Below are 21,206 nucleotides of genomic sequence, written 5' to 3' on the forward strand. Positions count from 1 at the left end.
ATGTCCGGCTTTGAACATTGCCCTGATGTCTTGAGTAAGACAAGCGAAAAAGTTTGCATGCAGCGTTAAGCTGAGCTACATGCTTGATGTGCGACGTATGCAGCTTCTCCGCGCGGTGGTCACCAGTGGGTCGGTCACCGCGGCGGCACGCAATCTCGGGTACACGCCGTCCGCGGTCAGCCAGCAGATGGCGGCGCTGGAGAAGGAGGCCGGGATCGCGCTCCTGGAGCGGTCCGGGCGGGGTGTGCGGCCGACGGACGCGGGGCGCCTGCTCAACGAGTACGCGACCCTCATCGGCGACCACCTCGCCGAGGCGGAGACCGCGCTGGCCGACCTGAGGGCCGGGCGGACGGGGCGGGTCGCCGTCCGCTACTTCGCGAGCGCGGGGGCCGCGCTGGTGGCCCCGGCACTGGCACGGCTCCGCCGCGAACACCCGGGCGTGCAGACCGAGCTGAGGCTGAGCGATCCCGAGGACTGGCTGCCGGAGGTGAGGGACGGCCGTGCTGATCTGGCCCTCGTGGTCCGGCCGCACGGCGGGCCGCCCGTCGACGGCATCCGGTTCGTGCCGCTGCTCGACGACCGGTTCCTCGCCGTGCTGCCGGAGGATCACCGGCTCGCCGCGCAGGACGAGATCGAGCTGAGCGGCCTCGCCGACGAGCCGTGGATCAGGAGCGACCGGCCGGGCCCCTGTCTGGACCCGGTTCTCGACGCCTGCGCCTCCGCCGGGTTCAGCCCGGGGTTCGTGGTGGAGAGCGAGGACCACGCCACGGCGCGGGCGTTCGTGGCCGCGGGGCTCGGTATCGCCCTGATTCCGGAGCTGGGGGCCGGCGATCCCCCTCCCGGCGTGCGTGTCCGCAGGGTCCGCGGCCCGGAGCCGGTCAGGTCGATCCACGCGGCGGTGCGGGAGTCGTCCCCGGCCGAGCAGCCCGCGCTGCGCGGGCTGCTCGACGCACTGCGGACCACGGCGGCCGCGGTGCGTCGCTAGCACCTGTGTCCGGCTTCGGGCTCCGTGCTCAGGGGTGTCCGGCCGGGAGCAGCAGCCGGAAGGTGCAGCCTTCACCGGGGCGGGTGTCGAGTTCCAGGCGGCCCCCGTGGGCCTCGGCGATCGTCGAGGCGATGGCGAGGCCGAGGCCGGATCCGCTGTCACGGGGGGCGCCGGAGACCGATGGCACCCGGTAGAAGCGGTCGAAGACCTGCCGGGCTTCCTGGGGTGCGAGACCGGGGCCGTCGTCGACGACCTCGATGCCGTGGACCGGGGCTCCGGAGGGCAGGGGCGGATTGACGCTCGTACGGCCGGGCCGGTCGGCGCCTCCCGTACGGGGGCCGACGCGCAGGCTCCCGACGCCTATCCGGAGCCGGGTGCCCGGCGGGGTGTGGGTGCAGGCGTTGTCCAGGAGGTTGGACAGCACCTGGGCGAGCTGATGGGGATCGCCGGAGCCTTCCACGACGTCGAGCTCCCCCGGGCCGTCGCCGTCCCCCGCCCCGAGCGGGGCGAGGGCGATGCGCCGGCCCGGGTGGCGTACGGCCGAGGCGGCGATGCCGTCCGCGGCCAGCGAGAGCAGGTCCACGGGACCGTGCTCGGTGGTGGGGGCGTCACCGAGCTTGGCCAGCAGGAAGAGGCTGTCGACCAGTCGGCTCATCCGCTCGGCGTTCTGCGCGATGAGCTCATGGGCCTCGCGTCTGCGGCGCGGGGACATGTGCGGGTCTTCCAGAAGGAGTTCGGCGAAGCCCTGGAGGGAGGTCAGGGGGGTGCGCAGTTCGTGCCCGGCGTCCGCCATGAAGCGGCGCAGCCTGCGCTCGGTCCTGTCCTTGCGGTGCAGGGCCGCGCGCAACTGGTCCAGCATCGTGTTGAAGGCGATGCCGAGGCGGCCGACCTCCGTGTCGGGGCTGGTGTCGGTGGCGTTCTGTTCGAGTTCACCGCTGGTGATGCGCCGGGCGGTGTGCTCGACGCGGGTCAGCGGCCGGAGGCCGAGGCGGACGGCGGCGCCCCCCAGCAGCGTCACTCCGGTCGCTGTGACCGCTCCGACGGCCAGACTGAACCAGAGCAGTCTGGACGTGGCTTCCTGCACGCTGTCCAGCGGCAGGGCGACGACGGCGCGCATGCCCCGGGGTCCGGAGTCGGCGACCACGCGCCAGTCGCCTTCACCGTCCCGGGCGGGCACCGTGGTGGGGCGTCCGTCCACGGGTTCACGCGCGGTGATGGCCTCGGCCAGGCGTGGTTCGCCCCGGCCGCTGCCGAGCGAGTCGGGCAGCAGGCGGCCCTCGGCGTCGTAGAAGTAGACGCGGAAGTCCGAGGGCAGGGTCTCGTGCGGGGGCGGCCGGTGGGAGGGCCCGGTGCCGTCGGCGATGTCCCGGTAGACGGGCGAGGGCGGACGGAAGTCGGTGAGCCGGTCGTCGACCTGCCCGATGAGCCAGGAGCGCATGAGGGTCAGCCCGGTGGCCTGGCACACCAGCACCGCCGCCGTGGCCAGGACCGTGGCGATCAGCACCAGCCGGGAGCGCAGGGAGCGGGGGCGCAGGCGCCTCGGTACCCCTCTCACGCCGTGCGGTCCCGGGGCAGGCGCAGGCAGTATCCGACGCCCCGCACGGTGTGGATGAGCGGGGGTTCGGTGCGGTCGATCTTGCGGCGCAGGTTCTTGATGTAGGTGTCGACGATGCGGGTGTCGCCGGCGAAGTCGTGGTTCCAGACCTTCTGCAGGATCTGCTGCTTCTCGAGCACCTTCCCGGGCTGCGCGATGAGGCAGGCCAGCAGCCGGAACTCCGTCGGTGACAGCGGCACCCGCTGCCCCGCGCGGTGCACGTCGTGTGCCTCTTCGTCGAGGATGAGGTCGGCGTAGCGCAGGGGCGGCCGCTCGGCGGGCGGTGCCGCGCGCGGCCCGGCGCTGCGGCGGAGGATGGCGCGCACCCGCAGCAGGACCTCCTGGACGTGGAAGGGCTTGGTGACGTAGTCGTCCCCGCCCGAGCTGAGGCCGATGATGCGGTCCTCGACGTCGGTGCGTGCGGTGAGGAAGAGGACCGGGGTGTAGACGCCCCGCGCACGCAGTTCGCGCGTGAGCGTGAAGCCGTCGGTGTCGGGGAGCATCACGTCCAGCACGATCAGGTCCGGCCCGCTGCGGCCCGTCCCGGCCAGGGCCTCCTGCCCGGTCCCCGCGGACACGACGGCGTAACCGGCCGCGTGCAGGGCGGAGGTGAGCAGGGTGCGGATGCTCGGGTCGTCCTCGACGACCAGAACGGTGTGCCGGGCTGAGGCCACAGGGTTCACCTCGGGTGGTGCGGGATTCATGCCGGCCGGGGCGGACCGGGGGCTCGGGGGTTCTCCACCGTACGGAACGGTCGGGAGGACGCGACTACGCGGGTGTACCGGCGCTCCGGACCGGATCGGGGGGAATCCCGGGCCCGGGGCGCCGGTGGTCAGCCGGTCACCTCCGTGTCCTTCGCCAGCGCCTCCGTGCGTGCGGTGACGGTCGTACGCAGTGTGGCCACCGCCTTCTTCAGCTCCGCCGCGTCGACACCGGCCTTCTCGGCCTGGCCGGAGATGTCCTCCAGCGCCTCGAGCGCCGCGCCGGAGCCGAAGAACTCCTCGTACAGCTCCTTGTAGGCCTTCTTGTACGCGGGGTCCAGGGCGTCGAGCTCCAGGAAGCGGTCCTTCAGCTCGTGGCCGCTCATGCCGCCCCGGGCTCCGCCGGCCTGGCCGCCTTCGCCCTCGCCCGCCTGGCCCTCGCCGGCCGGGCCGCCGGGGAAGCCGCCTTGCGGGCCGCCTTCGCCCGTGCCGCCGGGCATCCCTTCCGGTGCCCCTTCGGGAGGAGCGGGCATGCCGTCCTGACCCTCGGCGGCTCCGCCCTGTGCTGTCTCGTCGCCGCCCTGCGTACCCGCGTCCGCGCCACCGGGGCGGCCGCCGCCCATGCTCATCGAGTCGTCCGGACCGGCCTCGGCGTCCCCGCTGAAGGTGAGGTTGTAGTCCCATCCGAGGACGGAGAACTTCTTCGTGTCGAGGTCGTACCGGAGCAGGTAGTTCTTGCCCGGACCGGCCATGTCGTCGAAGTTCATCAGCAGGTTCTGCGTGGCGACGTACTTGGCGAACGACTCGACGTCGACGTGCTTGTCGAGGTCTGCGGCGAACTCCTCGTCCGACGCCTCGTCCACCCACTTGATGAACTTCATGACGGGTGAGAGGTCCTGGCTTCCGACCTTGTTGAGCTGCCGGAACGACGTCTCGTAGTCGGAGGGGTCGTCGCCCCTGTAGGCGAAGGTGCCACCCGCCCGCGCCTTGTACAGCACGCCGTTGCCGTCGACGGCCTCGGCGTACTCGGTGTCGGGGTTCTCCACCATGAGCCGGGTGACCTCCGGACCGTTGTTCACGGACACCGTGGTGAAGCCGTAACGCTCGGCCGTCTGCCCGCTCCCGTCCGTCAGTGACAGCGCCAGGGCTTCGTTCAGCGGCACCTGCTCGTCGGTTCCCGGACGCAGCGAGATCTCCCGCTCGCCCTGGTAGGCGCGGCCCTCGACGTACTCGTCGATCTCGATGAGCAGGGGGAGTTCCTCCGGTTTGTCGGCGGAGAGGTCGTACTGGGTCATCCCTCCCCCGGCGCCGCCCGCACGGTCTTCGGCACCGGCACCGGCTTCGGCTCCGGTACCGCCGCCGGCAGCCGTGCCGCCGGTGGCCCCGGCGCCAGGACCGCCGCCGTTCGCCGCCTGGCCGCGGTCCTGGCCCCCGCCGCCCTGTTGCTGCTGCGGGGCGCCCTGCCCGGCTCCGGCGGGCATCCGGCCGCCACCGGCTCCACCCTGGTTGCCGCGCAGGGACATCAGGGTGGAGTTCCCCTTCAGGCGGATCCCCACGTCCTGGAGGAAGACCCCGTCGATGGTGAGGTCGGCCTTGATGGAGTCCTTGGTCCCGTCGTCCTCGAACTCCTTGATCATCTTCTCGAAGTCGGTCTGCTTGTACTGCAGCTGGATCGCGTGCTCGACCGTGGTGTCGTAGAGGCCGACCGTGCCCTTGACGTTCTCGGTGATCGTGTCGGCCTCGACGCGGGACGAGGAGGTGACGTACGGGGAGATGCGGGCGTCCCCGAAGGCGTACACCATGACGGCGAGTCCCAGGCACAGCGCCCCGGCCGGCTTCCAGTGGTGCCGCAGCCGCACCGGGAGGCGGTCCTTGAGCCGCCGCCGGCGGACCGGCTCCGTGCCGCCGCTCATCACAGGTCGGTGGTGTCGTAACCGGTCAGCACCGTCACACGCTGCCCGGAGGTGCGCTCCTGGAGGGCCGTGACGAGGTCGCCGGGTTCCGTGCCCTTCTTCATCCGCACGGTGTAGAACACCTCGTTCAGGGCTCCGCCGCGGATCGTCTCCGTGCTCACCAGCTCGAACTCACTGGTGTACTTGATCAGCACGTCACGGATGGCGGGCGTGTAGTCCTCGCCCGCCGGGACCTGGACCTTGACGACCTGGCGCTGGACGTTCAGAGCGAACCAGTTGAACTTGAACATCACGAGGATCACGACGCAGATCACGACGGCGCCGACGGCGGCCAGCGTGTAGAAGCGGGCGCCGCAGGCCATGCCGATGGCCATCGCCAGGAAGATGAAGCCGACGTCCCTCGTCTCCTTCACCGCGTTCCTGAACCGGACCACGGACAACGCGCCGACCAGGGAGAACGCCCGTGCCAGGTTCGAGCCGACCACCAGCATGATCAGGGCGACGATCATGCCGACGATGACCAGCGTCTGGACGTACGACTGGCTGTAGGAGACGTTGCGGTGGGTGTACCGGTAGGTGTAGCCGATCACCGTGCTCAGGATGAACGACAGCGCCATGGCGGCGACCACGTCGGCGACGCTGAACGTCCCGCTAAGTTCCTGCAGATCGAAGTTCACTGTGCTCCTGCTTTCACCGGCGCGTGCGGCGCCGCCGGCTGCCCCAGTGGCAGCCGGGTGTGGGGGGTGGGAGGCGGACAGTCCGCCTCGTCGACGTGGAAGACCGACCTGGGCGCCAGGCCGAACGCCTCGATGGACTGCACGTACTTGCTGATCCGCACCAGGTTCAGATTCCGGCGCGCGGCCAGGTCGGTGATCCAGTGCGGTGTGCGCTCGTTGACCTTGATCTCCATCACCGTCATGTGGGGCGGGACGGTGAACCGGTTCTCCGGCGTGGCGGTCCCGAAGTGGAAGTCGCGGTCCCGGCCCCGGATCCGCCGGTCGAAGGTGACCCGCAGCCCCGTGTCGGAGGCGCGGCCGACCAGCGCCTCGCGCTGGTATCCGGTGATCGCCGTCGGCCGGAGGTTCAGCCGGATGACGAGGTCGAGCACCTCCTGGACGAAGGGGCTCTCCCCGGGCGAGTGCTCCACCATCTCCCGGGCGTCGCACAGCCTTCTGGCGGTGGCGTACGGGAAGGTGATGCGCCGCTTCTGTGTCACCCGGTTCACCCGCTGCTTGATCTCCACGCACACCGGCGACTCCTCGGTGACCCCGTCGAGGTCGCCGTAGTGCCGGATCCGCAGCTTGCGGCGGAACTTCAGGCCTTCGATCTTCTCCCAGTAGAACCGCAGCTCGGGGCTGTCGTAGTACAGGCTCCAGACCCCGTAGCCGCCCACCGGGCTGTTGAGGTCCCGGTCCATCCGCTCGCCGAGCTCCTCCCGGATCTCGATGGCCTGTTCGACGGGGACGAGGTACTTCAGCTCGAACCGGTTGAACGCGTGCAGTCTGCTCGCCACGTGCAGCGGCTGGTCACCCTCGGGGGCCGGGGCATCGCCGTCCCGGGACCCACGGGGTGCGGCCATGTCGGGTCGCGACACCATGCGCCTCCTTGCGTCTACGTGCCGGACCGGGCCGGCACGGACACGCAATCAAGGCCGCATGAGGAAGCCGTGAGAAACGCGGGTTGATTGCAGGAGGATTCAGGGTGACGCGCGGGTGAACACCGGGCGCCGCCCGGAGGGCCCGGAATCCCAGCACGGAGGGCCCGGAATCCTCTCGGATCCGGGCCCTCGGTGGGTGTACGTGTGCTCGGTCAGCTGCCGTCGCGCAGATCGCCAGGGCCGGCGGGCCGGAAGGCGATCCGGTCGAACGTCACCGTGCAGCCGTCGCCGGTGGGTGACTGGGCGAGGAAGCCGATACGGGCGGCGGCCCGCTCCTCCTCCGTGCCGAGGGTGAACAGCCGGACGAAGGTCCACCGTTCACCGTCCGCCGAGGCGTGGAAGGCGAAGGCCTCGCCGATGCGGCTGATCCGCAGCCAGCAACTGTCCCCCTCCACCACCGCGGAGTTCACGTCGTCCGAGTGACCTCGGGTGACCACGGTGCAGACCGTCGGGCGCTCCGGCGAGAGCTCCAGGCAGAGCTTCGCCCACTCCCGCTCCCCGACGTGGAGGTAGAGCACCCCCGCGTCGAAGGCGGCGGCGAAGCCGACGCGCACGCGGGCGATCAGCTGGAAGTCGCCCTCCGGCGCCGGGCCCAGCAGGCGCGGGGCGTCGGAGGCGGGCTCAAGGGAGTCGCCGCCGGGCGGGACGAAACGGTCCTGCTTCGCCCCGGCCGAACCGGTCAGCACGCCTTCGTCGTACGTCCATGCGCCGTCGGGCCCGAAGGGCTCCAGGGCGAAGGGGAGCTCGGGGAGCTGTACGGCCTTCATGCGCGGCGCCCGTCGACCCGGCGCGGCAGGTTCTGCGGGTTGTCCTCGCGGAGCTCCGGCGGCAGGAGCGCCTCGGGCGTGGACTGGTAGCTGACCGGGCGCAGCCAGCGCTCGATCGCGGTGGCGCCGACCGAGGTGGAGGTGGAGGTGGTGGCGGGGTAGGGGCCGCCGTGGTGCTGGGCGGGGGCGACGGCTACACCGGTCGGCCAGCCGTTGACCAGGACACGTCCGGCCACCGGGGTGAGCTCCGCCAGCAGTCCGGCGGCGCTGCCGTCGGCCTCCTCCGTGGCGATCTGGAGGGTGGCGGTGAGGTTGCCCGGGAGGCGTGACAGCACCGCGGTGATCTCGTCCGCGGAGTCGTAGCGCGCCACCACGGTGACCGGACCGAAGCACTCCTCCAGGAGCGCGTCGTGCGGCCCCTCCTGGGTCAGCCGCCGCGCCGGCACGGTGAAGAAGCCGGCGGAGACCGTGTGCTCGCCGCCCGCGCCCGGGGTGACCGGGGCGTCCACGTCCGGCAGCGCGGCCCGCTCGGCCACCCCGTGGACGAAGGCGTCGCGCATCCGGTGGTCGAGCATGACCCCGGCGCCCGTCCCACTCACCGTCTCGGTCAGCGACTTCAGCAGCTGGTCGCCCGCCTCTCCGGACGGGGCGAACACGAAACCGGGCTTGGTGCAGAACTGTCCGGCGCCCATGGTCATCGAGCCGCCGAGGCCGGCACCGATCTGCTCACCGCGCTCGGCGGCGGCCGCCTCGGTGACGACGACGGGGTTGAGCGAACCGAGCTCACCGTGGAAGGGGATCGGGGTGGGGCGGGAGGCCGCGGCGTCGAACAGGGCGCGGCCGCCGCGGATCGAGCCGGTGAACCCGGCGGCGGAGACGAGCGGATGCTTCACCAGCTCGACACCCGCGTCGAAGCCGTGGACAACGGTCAGGACGTCCTCGGGCAGACCGTGCTGCGCCGCGGCCCTGCGCAGGAGCGAGGCGCAGATCTCCGAGGTCGCGGGGTGGTCCGGGTGCGCCTTGACGACGACCGGGCAGCCCGCGGCGAGCGCGCTCGCGGTGTCGCCGCCGGGGACGGAGAAGGCGAGCGGGAAGTTGCTGGCCGCGTAGACGGCGACGACGCCGAGCGGGATCTTGTAGCGGCGCAGGTCCGGCCACGGCGGGGTGCGGCTGCCGTCCTCGTGGTCGATGTGGATGTCGAGGTACGCGCCCTCGTCGACGACCTCCGCGAAGGCCCGCAGCTGGGCCGCCGTGCGGGCCAGCTCGCCGGTCAGCCGGGCGGGGCCGAGCGCGGTCTCCGCGTCGGCCGCCTCGATGACGTGTTCCTGGGCCTCGGCGAGGAGGTCGGCCGCGGTGCGGAGGAACGCGGCGCGCACGGTGCGGTCGGCCAGCGCTCCGCGAACGGCGTGCGCCGCCCGGACCGCGCGGTCGACCTCCTCCGCTGTAGCCTCCACCGCAACCTGCTCACGCGGGTTCCCCGTTCGGGGGTCGACGCTCCAGACTGGTGCTGCTGCCACCGTATTTCCTTCCGTTCCACTGCCACACAGGAGAGGTTGTTCGGTATTCTGAACAGCGTTCCTGAACGTGAATACACAGGAACTCTATTTCCGGGCGTTCCGTGTTGGCAAGAAGTCGCAGGGTCGTACAAGAAGGCTGGAAGGGACATAAGGCATGTCGGTTGGCGAGTCCGGTGGGGCACAGGTCAAGTCCGCTGTACGGACGGTGGAACTCCTCGAATACTTCGCGGGGCGCCCCGGTATGCACTCGCTGGCCGCGGTGCAGGAAGCGGTCGGCTACCCCAAGTCCAGCCTCTACATGCTGCTGCGGACGCTGGTGGAGCTCGGCTGGGTGGAGACCGACGCCACGGGCACGCGGTACGGGATCGGCGTGCGCGCCCTGCTCGTCGGCACCTCGTACATCGACGGCGACGAGGTCGTCGCGGCCGCCCGCCCCACGCTGGACCGGCTCTCCGACGACACCACGGAGACCATCCACCTGGCCCGGCTGGACGGGACGAACGTGGTGTACCTCGCCACCCGGCAGTCGCAGCACTATCTGCGGCCCTTCACCCGGGTCGGCCGCCGGCTGCCCGCGCACTCCACCTCGCTGGGCAAGGCGCTGCTGGCGACCCACAGCGACGAGCAGGTCCGCAAGATGCTGCCCGAGACGCTGCCGGCACTGACGGAGCACACCCTCACCGACCGCGAGAAGCTGATCGAGGAGCTGCACCTCATCCGCGAGCAGGGGTACGCGGTGGACCGCGAGGAGAACACCCTGGGACTGCGCTGCTTCGGCGTCGCGATCCCGTACCGCACTCCGGCGCGCGACGCGATCAGCTGCTCGGTGCCGGTCGCCCGGCTCACGCCGGCGCACGAGCAGATGGTGAAGGACGCCCTGTTCGACGCCCGCGACCGGCTCACCCTCGCGACCCGCAGGCTCTGAGCACCGGGCGAACCGCCGCGCCCGGAGCGGTGCGCCTGAGAAACCGGTGAGAAGGAACACGAACGGGAACGCCCCCGGTGCCCCCGTTCGTCCCTCCAGCGGGATGAACAAGACGATCAGGCGCGCTTCGGTCTTCTGTCTGCTCATGGTCCTCGCCCTGCTGGTGCGGGCGACCTGGGTGCAGGCGTACGAGGCACGGGCGCTCGCAGACGACGAACACAACCGGCGGAACACCATCGCGCAGTACGCGCAGCCGCTCGGCGACATCATCGTGGCCGGATCCCCGGTCACCGGTTCGAAGGAGACGGACGGCGACGACCTCCGCTACAAACGCACCTACACCCAGGGCGAGCTGTACGCGGCGGTCACCGGCTACAGCTCGCAGGCCTACGGTGCCACCCAGCTGGAAGGCATCTACGGCGATGTCCTCGACGGCACGGACGACCGGCTGAAGAATCCCACCGATCTGCTCACCGGGGAGCAGACGTCCCCCGGCGATGTGCTCACGACCATCGATCCGGACGTGCAGAAGGCTGCCTTCGAGGCGCTTGGTGACGACCGGGGCGCGGCGGTCGCGATGGACCCCGAGACCGGGCGGATCCTGGGCATGGCCTCCTCCCCCTCGTACGATCCCTCCGACATCAGCGGGACGAACGACGGCGACGCCTGGCAGAAGCTGCTCGACGACAAGACCAAGCCGCTGGTCAACCGGGCGCTGCGGCAGCCGCTGCCGCCCGGTTCGACGTTCAAGCTGGTGGTGGCCTCGGCGGCGCTGGAGAACGGCCTGTACGGCTCGGTCGACGAGCCCACGGACAGCCCCGATCCGTACACCCTGCCGAACACGAGCACGGTCCTGTCGAACGAGAACCCCTCGGCCCCGTGCGAGAACGCCACTCTGCGCACCGCCCTCCAGTACTCCTGCAACAACGTCTTCGCGAAGGTCGCGGCCGATCTCGGCCAGGACAAGCTGAAGGCGATGGCGGACGCCTTCGGATTCGACACTTCGATGCTGGACGTGCCGGTGCGGGCGTCGCAGAGCGTGTACCCGACCGGTATGGACAAGGCGCAGACCGCGCTGACCGGCATCGGCCAGTTCGAGGTGACCGCGACCCCGATGCAGATGGCCATGGTCTCGGCCGCCCTCTCCAACGGCGGTGAGCTGGCCTCGCCGCACATGGTCGCGAAGGTGACCGACGCCGACGGCTCCACGATCCAGGAGTATCCGGACGGCGACACCGAACGGGTCGTGAAGGAGTCGACGGCCGAGCAGCTGCGCAGCGCGATGGTCACCGTCGTGGAGAAGGGGACCGGCAGCAATGCGAAGATCGACGGCGCAGAGGTGGGCGGCAAGACGGGAACCGCGCAGAACGGCGTGGACAACAGCAACACCCCGTACGCCTGGTTCACGTCGTACGCGAAGGACAAGTCCACCGGCAAGCAGGTCGCGGTCGCGGTGGTCGTCGAGGACTCCGGGGCTGCCCGTTCGGAGGTCAGCGGCAACGGCCTGGCGGCGCCGATCGCGCAGAAGATGATGAAGGCGGCCCTGAAGGGGTGACCCGTACCGCCCCGCCGACGTGAAGAAGTGATGTGTGCCGCCCCCGACGCCCTGACCGGCTGCCCGACTGTCACAGGCATCGCATACGCTGCGACCCAGCGGGGGCGCTCACACAGTTTCTTCACCCTGGGGGGTACGGATCATGGTGCGAAGACAGAAGCACAGACGCACGGTCACCACCGCGACGGCACTCGCGGTCCTTTTCAGCTCGGCGGCGCTGAGCGTCACGGCGGCCGGTCCGGCCGCGGCGGCCGACACCTCGAAGGTCCTCTCCCTGAAGTCCGCGGGAGACGTCCTGGTGGACGGCGTCCACCAGCGGGTCTACATATCGGACCCGACGGCCGGCAGGATCGTCGTCACCGATTACTCGGCGACGGTCGTCGCCACGCTCACCGGCCTGTCCGGTGTGAACGGCCTGGAACTCTCGGCCGACTCGGGCCTGGTGTACGCCGCCGTCACCGGCGGCAGCCGGATCATCGCGGTCGACACGCAGACGTACGCGCAGAGCGCGAGCTACGCCCTCGGCGGTCTCGACGGGGTCAGCACGCTCGCACAGGCCGGCGGCAAGCTGTGGTTCGGGTACAAGGAGGAGCACACCGGCGGCATCGGCTCGCTGGACCTGTCGGGCCCCGAACCCGTCGTCCAGCTCTCCCAGCAGAGCTCGCAGACCCACAACGGCACCATCGCCCCGGAGTTCGGCTCCGACCCGGCCGCCCCCGGCGTGCTGGCCGTCGGCGTGCGGGAGAGTGACGTCGTCGGCATCTACGACGTGTCGGACACCGGGCTGACGCTGCGCGTCAGCAAGTCGGTGGCGGGGAACCTCCGGGAACTGGACATCACCCCGGACGGCAAGGAAGTCATCACCGCGAGCGGCGCGCCGTACGTGCACCCGGCGTTCTCCACCGCCGACCTCTCGCCGGTCGTGACCTACCAGTCGTCCGACTACCCCAACGCCGTGGACGTCGCACCGGGCGGCGAGGTCGCGGGCGGCACCTTCTCCTGGTACGGGCCGGACGTCCACATCTTCTCGCACGGCGACCCGAACACGGTCCGGACCTTCGAGTTCCCCAACACGGGCAGCTCCTCCGGCGGGGACACCCTCGTGCCGGGCGCCCTGGCCTGGGCGCCGGACGGCAGCCGGATCTTCGCGGTGTCGGAGAACAGCCAGGGCGTGTTCTCCCTGCGTGTGCTGGGCGACCCCGCGAAGTCGCTCCCGGCGATCACCGTGAGCGCGCCCTCCAGCGCGGCGCGCGCCAAGGCCCTGACGGTCACGGGCCGGATCACCGCGAGCGTGGCGGTCCCCGCCGGGACCCCGCTGACGGTGACGCGCACCGACCTCGAGTCCCCCAAGGGCAAGGCGCTGCCCGCCGTCGCCACCAAGGCGGGCGGCACGTTCTCCTTCTCCGACACCCCGCCGGCCGGCGGGAACGTGACGTACAAGGTCTCCTACGCGGGCGACGCCACGCACACGCCGGCGAGCGGCTCCGACACCGTCGCGGTGTCACGGAGCGCGGTCACCCTCACCCTGAACAACAACAAGAAGGTGTTCTCCTACGGGAAGCCGGTCGCCTTCACCGCCGCCCTCGGCAAGACGTACAAGAACCGCACGGTGAAGATCTACGCGGACCGGGCCGGGGACGGCAAGGGCAAGTACCTGATCAAGTCGGGCACGGTGAACAGCGCGGGCAAGCTCTCCGGCACCCTGAACATGTTCCGGGACTCCTCCGTCTACGCCGTGTACGACGGCGACGCACGGACCGCGGCGAAGACCGCGACCGTGTGGGCGGGAGGCCAGGCCAAGGTCGGCACGTCCATCTCCCGGCACTACAAGACGGGGAAGATCGGCTCGACGACGTACTCCTACGTCCACAAGACGTCGCAGCCGTACTTCAACACCACGATGAACCCCTACCCGGGCCGCAAGCAGCGCCTGGACATCCAGATGTACTACCAGGGCGCCTGGCGCAGCGGCGGCTCGGAGTACTTCAAGCTGGACTCGGCCGGCAGGTCGGTCGTCAACCTCGGGAAGCCGGGGTCGAGTTCCGTCGGCTACAAGTTCCGGTTCCGGTCGGCGTACGTCAAGGGCGCCGGCTACTCCGGTGACGGCGTGAACTCGACGGTCTACGGCTCGTGGAAGTACATGTACGTCACCAACTGACGTCGCCCCCGTACGACGGCGCCGGCCTTCGAGCCCCGGACCGGGTCTCGAAGGCCGGCGCGCGGTCCTGCCGGGCTACCTCACCCCGAGCAGCTGCTCGACCGGGTCGATCGCGAAGTACACCGCGAACAGGGCCGCGGTGCCCCACAGCAGCCAGTGGACCTCCCTGGCCCTGCCGAGGACGGCCTTGATCACGACGTAGGACACGAAGCCCGCGCCGATGCCGTTGGTGATCGAGTAGGTGAACGGCATCACGGCGATGGTGAGGAAGGCCGGGATGGCGATCTCGTACTTCTCCCAGTCGATGTGCCGTACCTGTGCCATCAGCAGGAAGCCGACCGCGACCAGGGCAGGCGCCGCCGCCTGGGCGGGGACGATCGTGGCGAGCGGGGTGAGGAACAGCGCCACGGCGAAGAGCGCGCCGGTGACCAGCGAGGCGAAGCCGGTACGGGCGCCCTCGCCGACGCCCGCCGCCGACTCGACGTAGGAGGTGGCGGAGGACGCGGAGGCCGCGCCGCCCGCGACAGCGGCCGCGCCGTCGATGAGCAGGACGCGGCCCAGATTCGGCACCTTGCCGTCCTGGTCGAGGAGGCCCGCCTCGTGGGAGACGCCGACGACGGTGCCCATCGTGTCGAAGAAGTCGCTCAGCAGCAGGGTGAAGACCAGCAGCACGATGGTGATCACACCGACCTGCTGGAACGCGCCGAAGAGGCTGAAGGAGCCGATCAGCCCGAAGTCCGGTGCCGCGACCAGGTCCTCGGGGACGGCGGGGACGGTCAGGCCCCATGCGGTGGGGGCGATGTCGGCGATCCCGTTGATGATCACCGCCACCACGGTCGTCACGACGATGCTGATGAGGATGGCGCCCTTCACCCGGCGGGCGAGCAGCGCGACGGTGAGCAGCACGCCGACGCAGAAGACCAGGACCGGCCAGCCGGAGAGCTGCCCGGTGGCTCCGAGCTGGACGGGGACGGAACCGGTCTCGCCCGGGATGCGGGAGACGAACCCGGCGTCGACGAAGCCGATGAACGCGATGAAGAGCCCGATGCCCACGCTGATGGCCTGTTTGAGGGACGACGGGATCGCGTGCATGATCGCCTCGCGGAGCCCGGTGACCACGAGGACGCAGATCAGCAGGCCTTCGATCACGATGAGGCCCATCGCGTCGGGCCAGCTCATCAGCGGCGCGAGCTGGAAGGCGGCGACGGCGTTGAGGCCGAGGCCAGCGGCGAGGGCGAGCGGCAGATTGCCTGCGAGTCCCATGACGACGGTCATCACGGCGGCCACCAGGGCGGTGGCGGTGACGAGTTGGGGCCCCGAGAGGTGGTCGCCGAACTTGTCCTCGGCCGAGCCGAGGATGATCGGGTTGAGCACCAGGATGTAGGCCATCGTGAAGAAGGTGGCGAAGCCGCCGCGTATCTCGCGCCCGAGGTCGGAGCCCCGGGCGCTGATGGAGAAGAAGCGGTCGACCGCGCCCCGGCGGCCGGCCGCCGGGGCCCTCGCCTCCGGGGGCGCGGGGACCGTGGCGTCCTCGGTCTTCTGTACGGGCGCGGTGGGATCAGATGTGTCCGGCATGCACTCCTCCTTGTGTACGGTTCACGCGGCGGTCAGCCGGATTGTTCACCGGTCATGGGCATTTCAGGTTTTCCCTGTGTTACGTCTTGCGCGGCCCGCCCCCGTGCCGCCCTGATCCGCGGGCGGTTCGCCGGTGGAGAAGAAGTGGACCAGGGGCTTCAGGTTTTCGCCGTGTTACGCCTTACTGGGAGGCGCACGCGTCGAAGCGCTTCCGGGGTGCGCACCGGTTCGCCCCGCGAACGGAACGGGGAACGGGACTGGGAACGTACACAGCCCGGCCGAGCGCGCAGGGATCCAGGGCAGAGGAGAGGTACCCGTGGGCACAGTCGTGGATGATGCCGCTGCCGCCGAGTTCCATGCTTTCTTCGAGGCGCACTACGTCGAACTCGCCCGGCTCGCCCATCTGCTGACGGGTGAGGCCGACGCGGCGGACGACCTGGCCGCCGACGCGCTGATGGCGCTCTGGCACCGCTGGGACCGGGTCAGAGGCGCCGACCACCCGGTGGCGTACGCGAGAGGGGTTGTCGCCAATCTGGCCCGCACGCGCATCCGCAGCGCGGTGCGTGAGCGCCGGAGGATCGCGCTGTTCTGGGCGCCCCGCGGGGCCGGGGACGGCTATGCGGCGGACGGCCCCGACGTGTCGGCCGTGGTGGACGTCCAAGGCGCCCTGCGCCGCCTGCCGTTCCGCAAGCGCGCGTGCGTGGTGCTGAGGCACGCCTTCGACCTGTCGGAACGCGACACCGCTCTGGTCCTCGGGGTCTCGGTGGGTACGGTGAAGAGCCAGACCTCGCGCGGTGTGGCGGAACTCCAACGGCTGCTGGGGCCCGAGACCCCGGCGGCACAGGTACAGGTGGCGGCCGCCGGACAGCGCACCGGAGGAAGGCAGTGATGGACGAGGACCTGCGGGAGCGGCTTCGCACCGCCGCCGCTTCGCACCGCCCCGACCGGGCACGGATGCTGGCCCGGATCGAGCGCGGCATGGCGGAGGAACCGCCGGCCCGTCCCGCGCGCGCCCCTCGTGCGCCGATGCCGTGGCTGCGGGTCGCCGGCGCGACGGCGGCGGTGTGCGGGGTGCTGACGGCCGGCGCTTTCGCGGTCACGTCGGCGGGCCGGGAGGAGCCTGCGGGCGGGCAGCGGGTGGCGGCCGAGCCCGCGTCACCGACCCTCGCGCCGCCGTCCCCGGGCCGGGGCGGTGCCCTGCCCGCAGGGAAGGGCCCGCTGTGGTCGGACGGTTCGCTGAACCCGAACAGCAACGACTACTGGGCGCAGAGCGAGGTGACGGTCAAGACGGACCGGCCGCTGTCCGCTCTCACGGTCGAGCTGCGGATCGCGCTGAACGGCGGGGTGGCCACCACCGGTTCCTGGCGCTCCCTGCCGGAGCAGGACTTCGCGGTGTCGGCGCGCGAGGTGGACGGCTTCCTCGTGTACCGCTGGGCCCTGAAGCCCGGACGGAGCGTGCCGACCGGTACGCACACCTTCGCGGGGCAGTACAACCACGCGGAGGGGACCCGCGACGCGGGGCGGGACGACTACACGGCGCGGGCGCGTGCGGCGGCCGGCCCGGTGTCGGTGGGCGGGGACTTCAGCGCCACGCGCTGAGCGCCCGGCGGCGCCCGCCGGGCGCCGGAGGAAACAATCGCGGGACCCGGCAACCCTTCCGTGGACGGTGGCGACTCAGGTGTGCAAGACGCTCCCCCCACCTTCTAGGAATCGGGACCAGCCAACATGAGTGAACGCGCGCACACGCACCGCCGCCGCCCCGGAAAGCGCCGCATGGCCGCCGCGCTGACCGCGGCCCTGGGCCTCACCGGTGCCGCCCTGGCCACGAACATGATGCTCCAGCCCGCCGGTGCGGCGACGGCGGACGGGACGACGGCCGCCGCGGCCGAGTGGCCCACCCCCAGCGGCAGCCAGGCCGTCTCGAAGACCATCGAGGTCTCGGGGACGTACGACGGCGACCTCAAGGAGTTCTACGGCGAGGGTGACCTCGGCGGGGACGGCCAGGAGGAGGGCCAGGACGCACTCTTCGAACTCGCCGACGGGGCGACCCTCAAGAACGTCGTCCTGGGCTCCCCCGCCGCCGACGGTGTGCACTGCTCCGGCAGCTGCACCCTCGAGAACGTCTGGTGGACGGACGTCGGCGAGGACGCCGCCTCCTTCAAGGGCAAGTCGTCGGGCTCCGTGTACACGGTGAGCGGCGGCGGCGCCAAGGGGGCCGACGACAAGGTCTTCCAGTTCAACGGCGCGGGCAAGCTGACCGTCTCGGGCTTCCAGGTCGAGGACTTCGGCAAGCTCGTCCGGTCCTGCGGCAACTGCTCCACGATGTACAAGCGCGACATCGTCGTGAAGGACGTCGACGTCACGGCGCCGGGCAAGTCCCTCGTGGGCATCAACAGCAACTACGGGGACACCGCCACGCTGAGCTCGATCCGGATCCACGGCGACAGCAGCAAGAAGATCGAGCCGTGCGTCCGCTACGAGGGCAACGACAACGGTGACGAGCCGGAAGAGGTGGGCAGCGGCCCCGACGGCAAGTACTGCCTCTACTCCGAGTCGGACATCAGCTACGAGTAGAACCCGCATCCGCCACGCGGCCGCCCCCACCTGTCGCACCGGGCCGGTGGGGGCGGACCGCGCCGGCCGGCGCGCACGGCACCGGCGATTGCGTCATGGTTTCGCCCGGTCGACACTTGGACGTGAGGATCCTGCTCGGGGAACCTACCGAGGATGTGCGCGCATGCCCAGCTCCGACAGCACCGGCCGTAAGGGCCGGGACCCCGACGCCGAGATCGTGGTCCCGGAGGACGACGGCGGCCCTGATGTCGGGCCGTCAGATGTCTTCCTGGACGTCCCGGCGCTCCATGTGGACAAACTGGACCTGGAGGTCGACGACCTCGAGGCACACGTCTCCCTGCAGGCCGAGGTGCTCGACCTCCTGAAGCTGAACGTCGGGGCGGACGTGCGGCTCGGGCGGGTCCAGCTGGGTATCGAGGGCGTGGATGTCCAGGCACAGCTCAAGGTGCGGCTCCACCACATCGCCGCCATCGTCACCCGGCTGCTGGCCACGGTCGACCGCAACCCCCAGATCCTGGAGCAGCTGACCCGCGGGGTGGGTGCGGCGGTCGAGGACGTCGGGGCCGGCACCGGCAGGGCCGCAGGGGAGCTGGGCGAGGGCGCCGGCGCGGCGGTGAGCGAGGTCGGCCGGGGAGCGGGGACCGCGGTCGAGTCCGTCGGTGCGGGCACGGGCACGGCGGTGGAAGGCGTCGGCGACGCCGCGGGCTCCGCAGTCGAGGACGTGGGCCGCGGCGCCGCGGACGCGGTCGACGAAGCCGGCGAGGAGGTGCTCGGCGGCGAGCAGGAGGAGAAGGCGGAGAAGGAATCCGGCCGCCCGGCCGCCCGCCGCAGGCGCAGGCCTCCTGAGGACTCGGCCGAGCCGGACAGGCCCCGCCGCGCGGCTCCCGCCAAGAAGGCGAGCCGGAGCAGGAAGGCCGCGGCCGAGAAGACGGCAGCCGGGAAGCCGCCGGCCAGGAAGGCCGCGGCGAAGAAGCCGTCCGCGGCGAAGACGGTCACGAAGAAGGCGGCAGGCCGCCCCCGGCACCGGACGTAGCAGCCGGCCCCGGCGCGGACTCCCGGACCGGAGCTCCCAGCCATCCGTCAAGCCAGGCGAACACCTCGTCCTGCATCCCGGCCGTGAAGGCGTGGCCGGTGTCCGGCCGGACAGTGGTGGTCAGCCGGTCGCCCGCCCCCTGCGACTCCCAGACCGCACGCAGCTTCGCGTACGCCGTTTCCACCCCGGCCGCCGTGAAGAGGTGGTCCCGGCCGCCTGCGAGGAACAGTGCGGGCTTGGGGGCGGCGAGGGAGGCCACGTCCGGGATGTCGAGGCTGCGGTGCAGCCCGGGGTGGAGCATGAAGTAGGCGGACTGGCCCCGCAGCGTGTTGTCGCCCGGAACCATCATCTCCTTGAGCCCTGTCATCCAGCAGACGGCCGCCGCCGCCCTGACGCCGTCGGAGAGGGCGGACAGCTGCCAGGCGCGGTAGGCGCCCATGGAGAAGCCCAGCGCCCCGACGCGCGTCTCGTCCACCTCTGGCAGTGAGGCGAGGAAGGCCGCGGCACGGATGTCCTCGTGGGCGGCGAGGCCGGCCGGCGAGGTGCCCAGCTGAAGGAGGTTGGCGGCCAGGGCCTGCTGGTCCTCGTAGGCGAGCGGCCCCCGGTCGCCCCAGCCCAGGGTGTCCACGCCGAGCACGGCGTAGCCGCGGGCGGCCAGCTCGTCGCCGACGAACCTGCCGCCGTAGTTCCGGTCCGCCCACGCGGTGGCGCGCGCGAGGCGGTCCGGATCCGACCGGGGCCGCACGGTCTTCTCGCGGCCGATCGTGAACTCGGCCCCGTGGTCGTGGAGGACCAGCACCGCGGGGAAGGGCCCCGCCCCGTGCGGCATCAGCAGGGAGCCGCGCGCCCGCCCGTAACGGCTGAGTGCGAACTCCACGGTGCGCGCGGTGTACGGGCCGGCGTCGGACGCTTCGACGGTCACCGGGTCGAAGGGCTCGGGGCCGGGAGCCGCGGGCTGCATCAGCGACTCCGCGACCACGGCGCGCGCCTCGGCGCGCCAGGCCGGGAAGTCACGGCCCGCGGACCTCTCCCAGGAGAGCGGGAAGGTGAGTTCGTCCCTCAGCCGCTCGTAGAAGGCGGGAAGAACTCCTCGGGTGATCCCCAGGTTCACGCGTGGGGGCGCCAGTCGCCCAGGTATGCGGCCGCGGTGTGCGCCCGGGCCTCGGAAGCGCTCAGCTGCGGACGGTTGCCCGGGTCCGTGATGCGCGCGCCGGGGCCGGTGTTGCGGTACTCGGCGAAGCGCTGGTCCTGCCAGGGGAAGCCCGAGGACATCGTGCCGTACGGCGTGACCGCGTCGATGCCCGCGCCGAGGTGGCTGTCGCGGACGGTCAGCATCGGGTGCGCGGTGAGGTCCGAGGAGGGCACCCAGGGGCGGGCCAGCTTGTAGTAGGCGTCGGGGGCGGTGCTGGTGATCCGGGAGCGCAGGACCAGGTAGCCGCGCGGGTTGGCTCCCGCGGTGCTGGGGGCGAAGACGAAGCCGTACGGGGCCGAGGCCAGGTCGGTGCGGGTCAGGGTGCGGAAGTGGCAGCGGTCGTAGACGGCGGTGGCGCGGCCGAAGACGAAGTCGACGTCTCCCTCCACGTAGCAGTCGCGGTAGTACTGCCGGGCGAAGGCGGTGAGGGCGAGGGAGTCGGCGTACAGGGTGTCCTGGTGGCCGAGGAAACGGCAGCCGTAGAACGCGGAGCGGTCGCCCTGCACCTTGATCGCGACGGCCTGGGTGCCGGTGTACTCCGGGTTGTCGGAGCGCAGCCAGTCGTTGGCGAAGGTCACGTCGCGGGCGGTGAAACCGGCGGCCTGGACGGTGACGGTGGCCGATCCGCTCGTGCCGTAGGTGCCGGATCCGTCGGGCTTGGGCGTCCCGGCGGCGTTGTCGTACACGATGACGGTGTCACGGGGGTCGCCGCTCGCGCCGATCAGCGTGAGTTCCGCCCGGTCGGCGGGGACGAGGACCGTGGAGCGGTAGGTGCCGGGCGCGAGCACCACGGTGCGGCCGGTGCCGGACGCGGCGTCGACGGCGGCCTGCACGTCGGTGTGGTCGCCCCTGCCGCGCGGGTCGACGTAGAGCGTCCGTGCGTCGAGCCGGCGGGACGGCGAGCCGTAGCGGCCGAAGGGGCGCGGGTGCGCGGGCCGGGCCTGCGCGGCGGGTGTACCGAGGGCGAGGGCTGCGCCCGCACCCGCGAACAGGGTCAGCGCACTGCGTCTGCTGGGCATGGCGGTACTCCTTGCGAAGAGGGGGCGGGCCGGAGCGGCGC

General features: G+C 71.4%; 18 protein-coding genes. 8 read left to right on the plus strand and 10 right to left on the minus strand.

The annotated features are described in order from the left end of the window. Window positions 1–79: 79 nt before the first annotated feature. Window positions 80–985: a LysR family transcriptional regulator gene (locus tag OG379_RS09575; protein ID WP_405661186.1), complete on the plus strand. Its 906-nt coding sequence runs from the start codon at window positions 80–82 to the stop codon at window positions 983–985. Between the two features lie 28 nt (window positions 986–1,013). Here the strand turns inward: OG379_RS09575 and OG379_RS09580 are convergent, their stop codons facing one another. The 7 genes from OG379_RS09580 to OG379_RS09610 all read right to left on the minus strand — a co-directional run bounded on the left by OG379_RS09580 (window position 1,014) and on the right by OG379_RS09610 (window position 9,134). Further along, window positions 1,014–2,540, minus strand: coding sequence for a sensor histidine kinase (locus OG379_RS09580; RefSeq protein WP_405661188.1), 1,527 nt, complete (start codon window positions 2,538–2,540; stop codon window positions 1,014–1,016). Then, window positions 2,537–3,283 carry a response regulator transcription factor gene (locus tag OG379_RS09585; protein WP_393755234.1) on the minus strand — a complete coding sequence of 249 codons (747 nt, stop codon included), beginning with the start codon at window positions 3,281–3,283 and terminating at the stop codon, window positions 2,537–2,539. The genes OG379_RS09580 and OG379_RS09585 overlap by 4 nt, the downstream gene beginning before the upstream one ends. A gap of 128 nt (window positions 3,284–3,411) precedes the next feature. Then, window positions 3,412–5,193 (minus strand): CotH kinase family protein, encoded by a 1,782-nt coding sequence (locus tag OG379_RS09590; RefSeq protein WP_405661191.1) that lies wholly within the window; start codon window positions 5,191–5,193, stop codon window positions 3,412–3,414. After that, window positions 5,193–5,870 carry a DUF4956 domain-containing protein gene (locus OG379_RS09595; protein ID WP_099176060.1) on the minus strand — a complete coding sequence of 226 codons (678 nt, stop codon included), beginning with the start codon at window positions 5,868–5,870 and terminating at the stop codon, window positions 5,193–5,195. The genes OG379_RS09590 and OG379_RS09595 overlap by 1 nt, the downstream gene beginning before the upstream one ends. Then, window positions 5,867–6,772 carry a polyphosphate polymerase domain-containing protein gene (locus OG379_RS09600; protein ID WP_405668460.1) on the minus strand — a complete coding sequence of 302 codons (906 nt, stop codon included), beginning with the start codon at window positions 6,770–6,772 and terminating at the stop codon, window positions 5,867–5,869. Before OG379_RS09600 ends, OG379_RS09595 begins: the two co-directional genes overlap by 4 nt. 230 nt (window positions 6,773–7,002) lie before the next feature. Further along, window positions 7,003–7,617 carry a DUF1349 domain-containing protein gene (locus OG379_RS09605; protein WP_405661193.1) on the minus strand — a complete coding sequence of 205 codons (615 nt, stop codon included), beginning with the start codon at window positions 7,615–7,617 and terminating at the stop codon, window positions 7,003–7,005. Beyond that, window positions 7,614–9,134: an aldehyde dehydrogenase (NADP(+)) gene (locus OG379_RS09610; RefSeq protein WP_393755243.1), complete on the minus strand. Its 1,521-nt coding sequence runs from the start codon at window positions 9,132–9,134 to the stop codon at window positions 7,614–7,616. The genes OG379_RS09605 and OG379_RS09610 overlap by 4 nt, the downstream gene beginning before the upstream one ends. A gap of 154 nt (window positions 9,135–9,288) precedes the next feature. Here OG379_RS09610 and OG379_RS09615 point away from each other — a divergent pair, with 154 nt between their 5' ends. The 3 genes from OG379_RS09615 (at window position 9,289) to OG379_RS09625 (ending at window position 13,772) form a co-directional block, all read left to right on the plus strand. Beyond that, complete coding sequence (locus OG379_RS09615) at window positions 9,289–10,059, plus strand: IclR family transcriptional regulator (RefSeq protein ID WP_033305764.1); 771 nt, start codon at window positions 9,289–9,291, stop codon at window positions 10,057–10,059. Window positions 10,060–10,162: 103 nt separating this feature from the next. Then, window positions 10,163–11,614, plus strand: a complete 1,452-nt coding sequence (locus OG379_RS09620) for a peptidoglycan D,D-transpeptidase FtsI family protein (protein WP_405661196.1) — start codon at window positions 10,163–10,165, stop codon at window positions 11,612–11,614. Between the two features lie 142 nt (window positions 11,615–11,756). Continuing rightward, a complete protein-coding gene (locus OG379_RS09625; protein ID WP_405661198.1) occupies window positions 11,757–13,772 on the plus strand; it encodes an Ig-like domain repeat protein in 2,016 nt (671 codons plus the stop codon). Window positions 13,773–13,847: 75 nt separating this feature from the next. Here OG379_RS09625 and OG379_RS09630 read toward each other — a convergent pair whose 3' ends face one another. Next, window positions 13,848–15,347: an NCS2 family permease gene (locus OG379_RS09630; protein ID WP_405661200.1), complete on the minus strand. Its 1,500-nt coding sequence runs from the start codon at window positions 15,345–15,347 to the stop codon at window positions 13,848–13,850. A 316-nt stretch (window positions 15,348–15,663) separates the two neighbouring features. Here OG379_RS09630 and OG379_RS09635 point away from each other — a divergent pair, with 316 nt between their 5' ends. From OG379_RS09635 to OG379_RS09650, 4 genes are all read left to right on the plus strand, one after another. Continuing rightward, window positions 15,664–16,236, plus strand: a complete 573-nt coding sequence (locus tag OG379_RS09635; protein ID WP_405661202.1) for a SigE family RNA polymerase sigma factor — start codon at window positions 15,664–15,666, stop codon at window positions 16,234–16,236. Then, window positions 16,236–16,946, plus strand: a complete 711-nt coding sequence (locus tag OG379_RS09640) for a hypothetical protein (protein WP_405661204.1) — start codon at window positions 16,236–16,238, stop codon at window positions 16,944–16,946. The genes OG379_RS09635 and OG379_RS09640 overlap by 1 nt, the downstream gene beginning before the upstream one ends. A gap of 126 nt (window positions 16,947–17,072) precedes the next feature. Next, window positions 17,073–17,921: a pectate lyase gene (locus OG379_RS09645; protein WP_405661207.1), complete on the plus strand. Its 849-nt coding sequence runs from the start codon at window positions 17,073–17,075 to the stop codon at window positions 17,919–17,921. 163 nt (window positions 17,922–18,084) lie between these two features. Further along, entirely contained in the window at window positions 18,085–18,954 is an 870-nt protein-coding gene (locus tag OG379_RS09650; RefSeq protein WP_405661209.1) for a hypothetical protein, read from the plus strand. Here OG379_RS09650 and OG379_RS09655 read toward each other — a convergent pair. Further along, window positions 18,914–20,065 carry a dienelactone hydrolase family protein gene (locus OG379_RS09655; RefSeq protein ID WP_405661211.1) on the minus strand — a complete coding sequence of 384 codons (1,152 nt, stop codon included), beginning with the start codon at window positions 20,063–20,065 and terminating at the stop codon, window positions 18,914–18,916. The two genes, OG379_RS09650 and OG379_RS09655, sit on opposite strands and share 41 nt — an antisense overlap. Next, window positions 20,062–21,165: a pectinesterase family protein gene (locus OG379_RS09660; RefSeq protein ID WP_405661213.1), complete on the minus strand. Its 1,104-nt coding sequence runs from the start codon at window positions 21,163–21,165 to the stop codon at window positions 20,062–20,064. Before OG379_RS09660 ends, OG379_RS09655 begins: the two co-directional genes overlap by 4 nt. Window positions 21,166–21,206: the final 41 nt, after the last annotated feature.

This window comes from Streptomyces sp. NBC_01166 (assembly GCF_045039765.1).
Classification (GTDB): domain Bacteria; phylum Actinomycetota; class Actinomycetes; order Streptomycetales; family Streptomycetaceae; genus Streptomyces.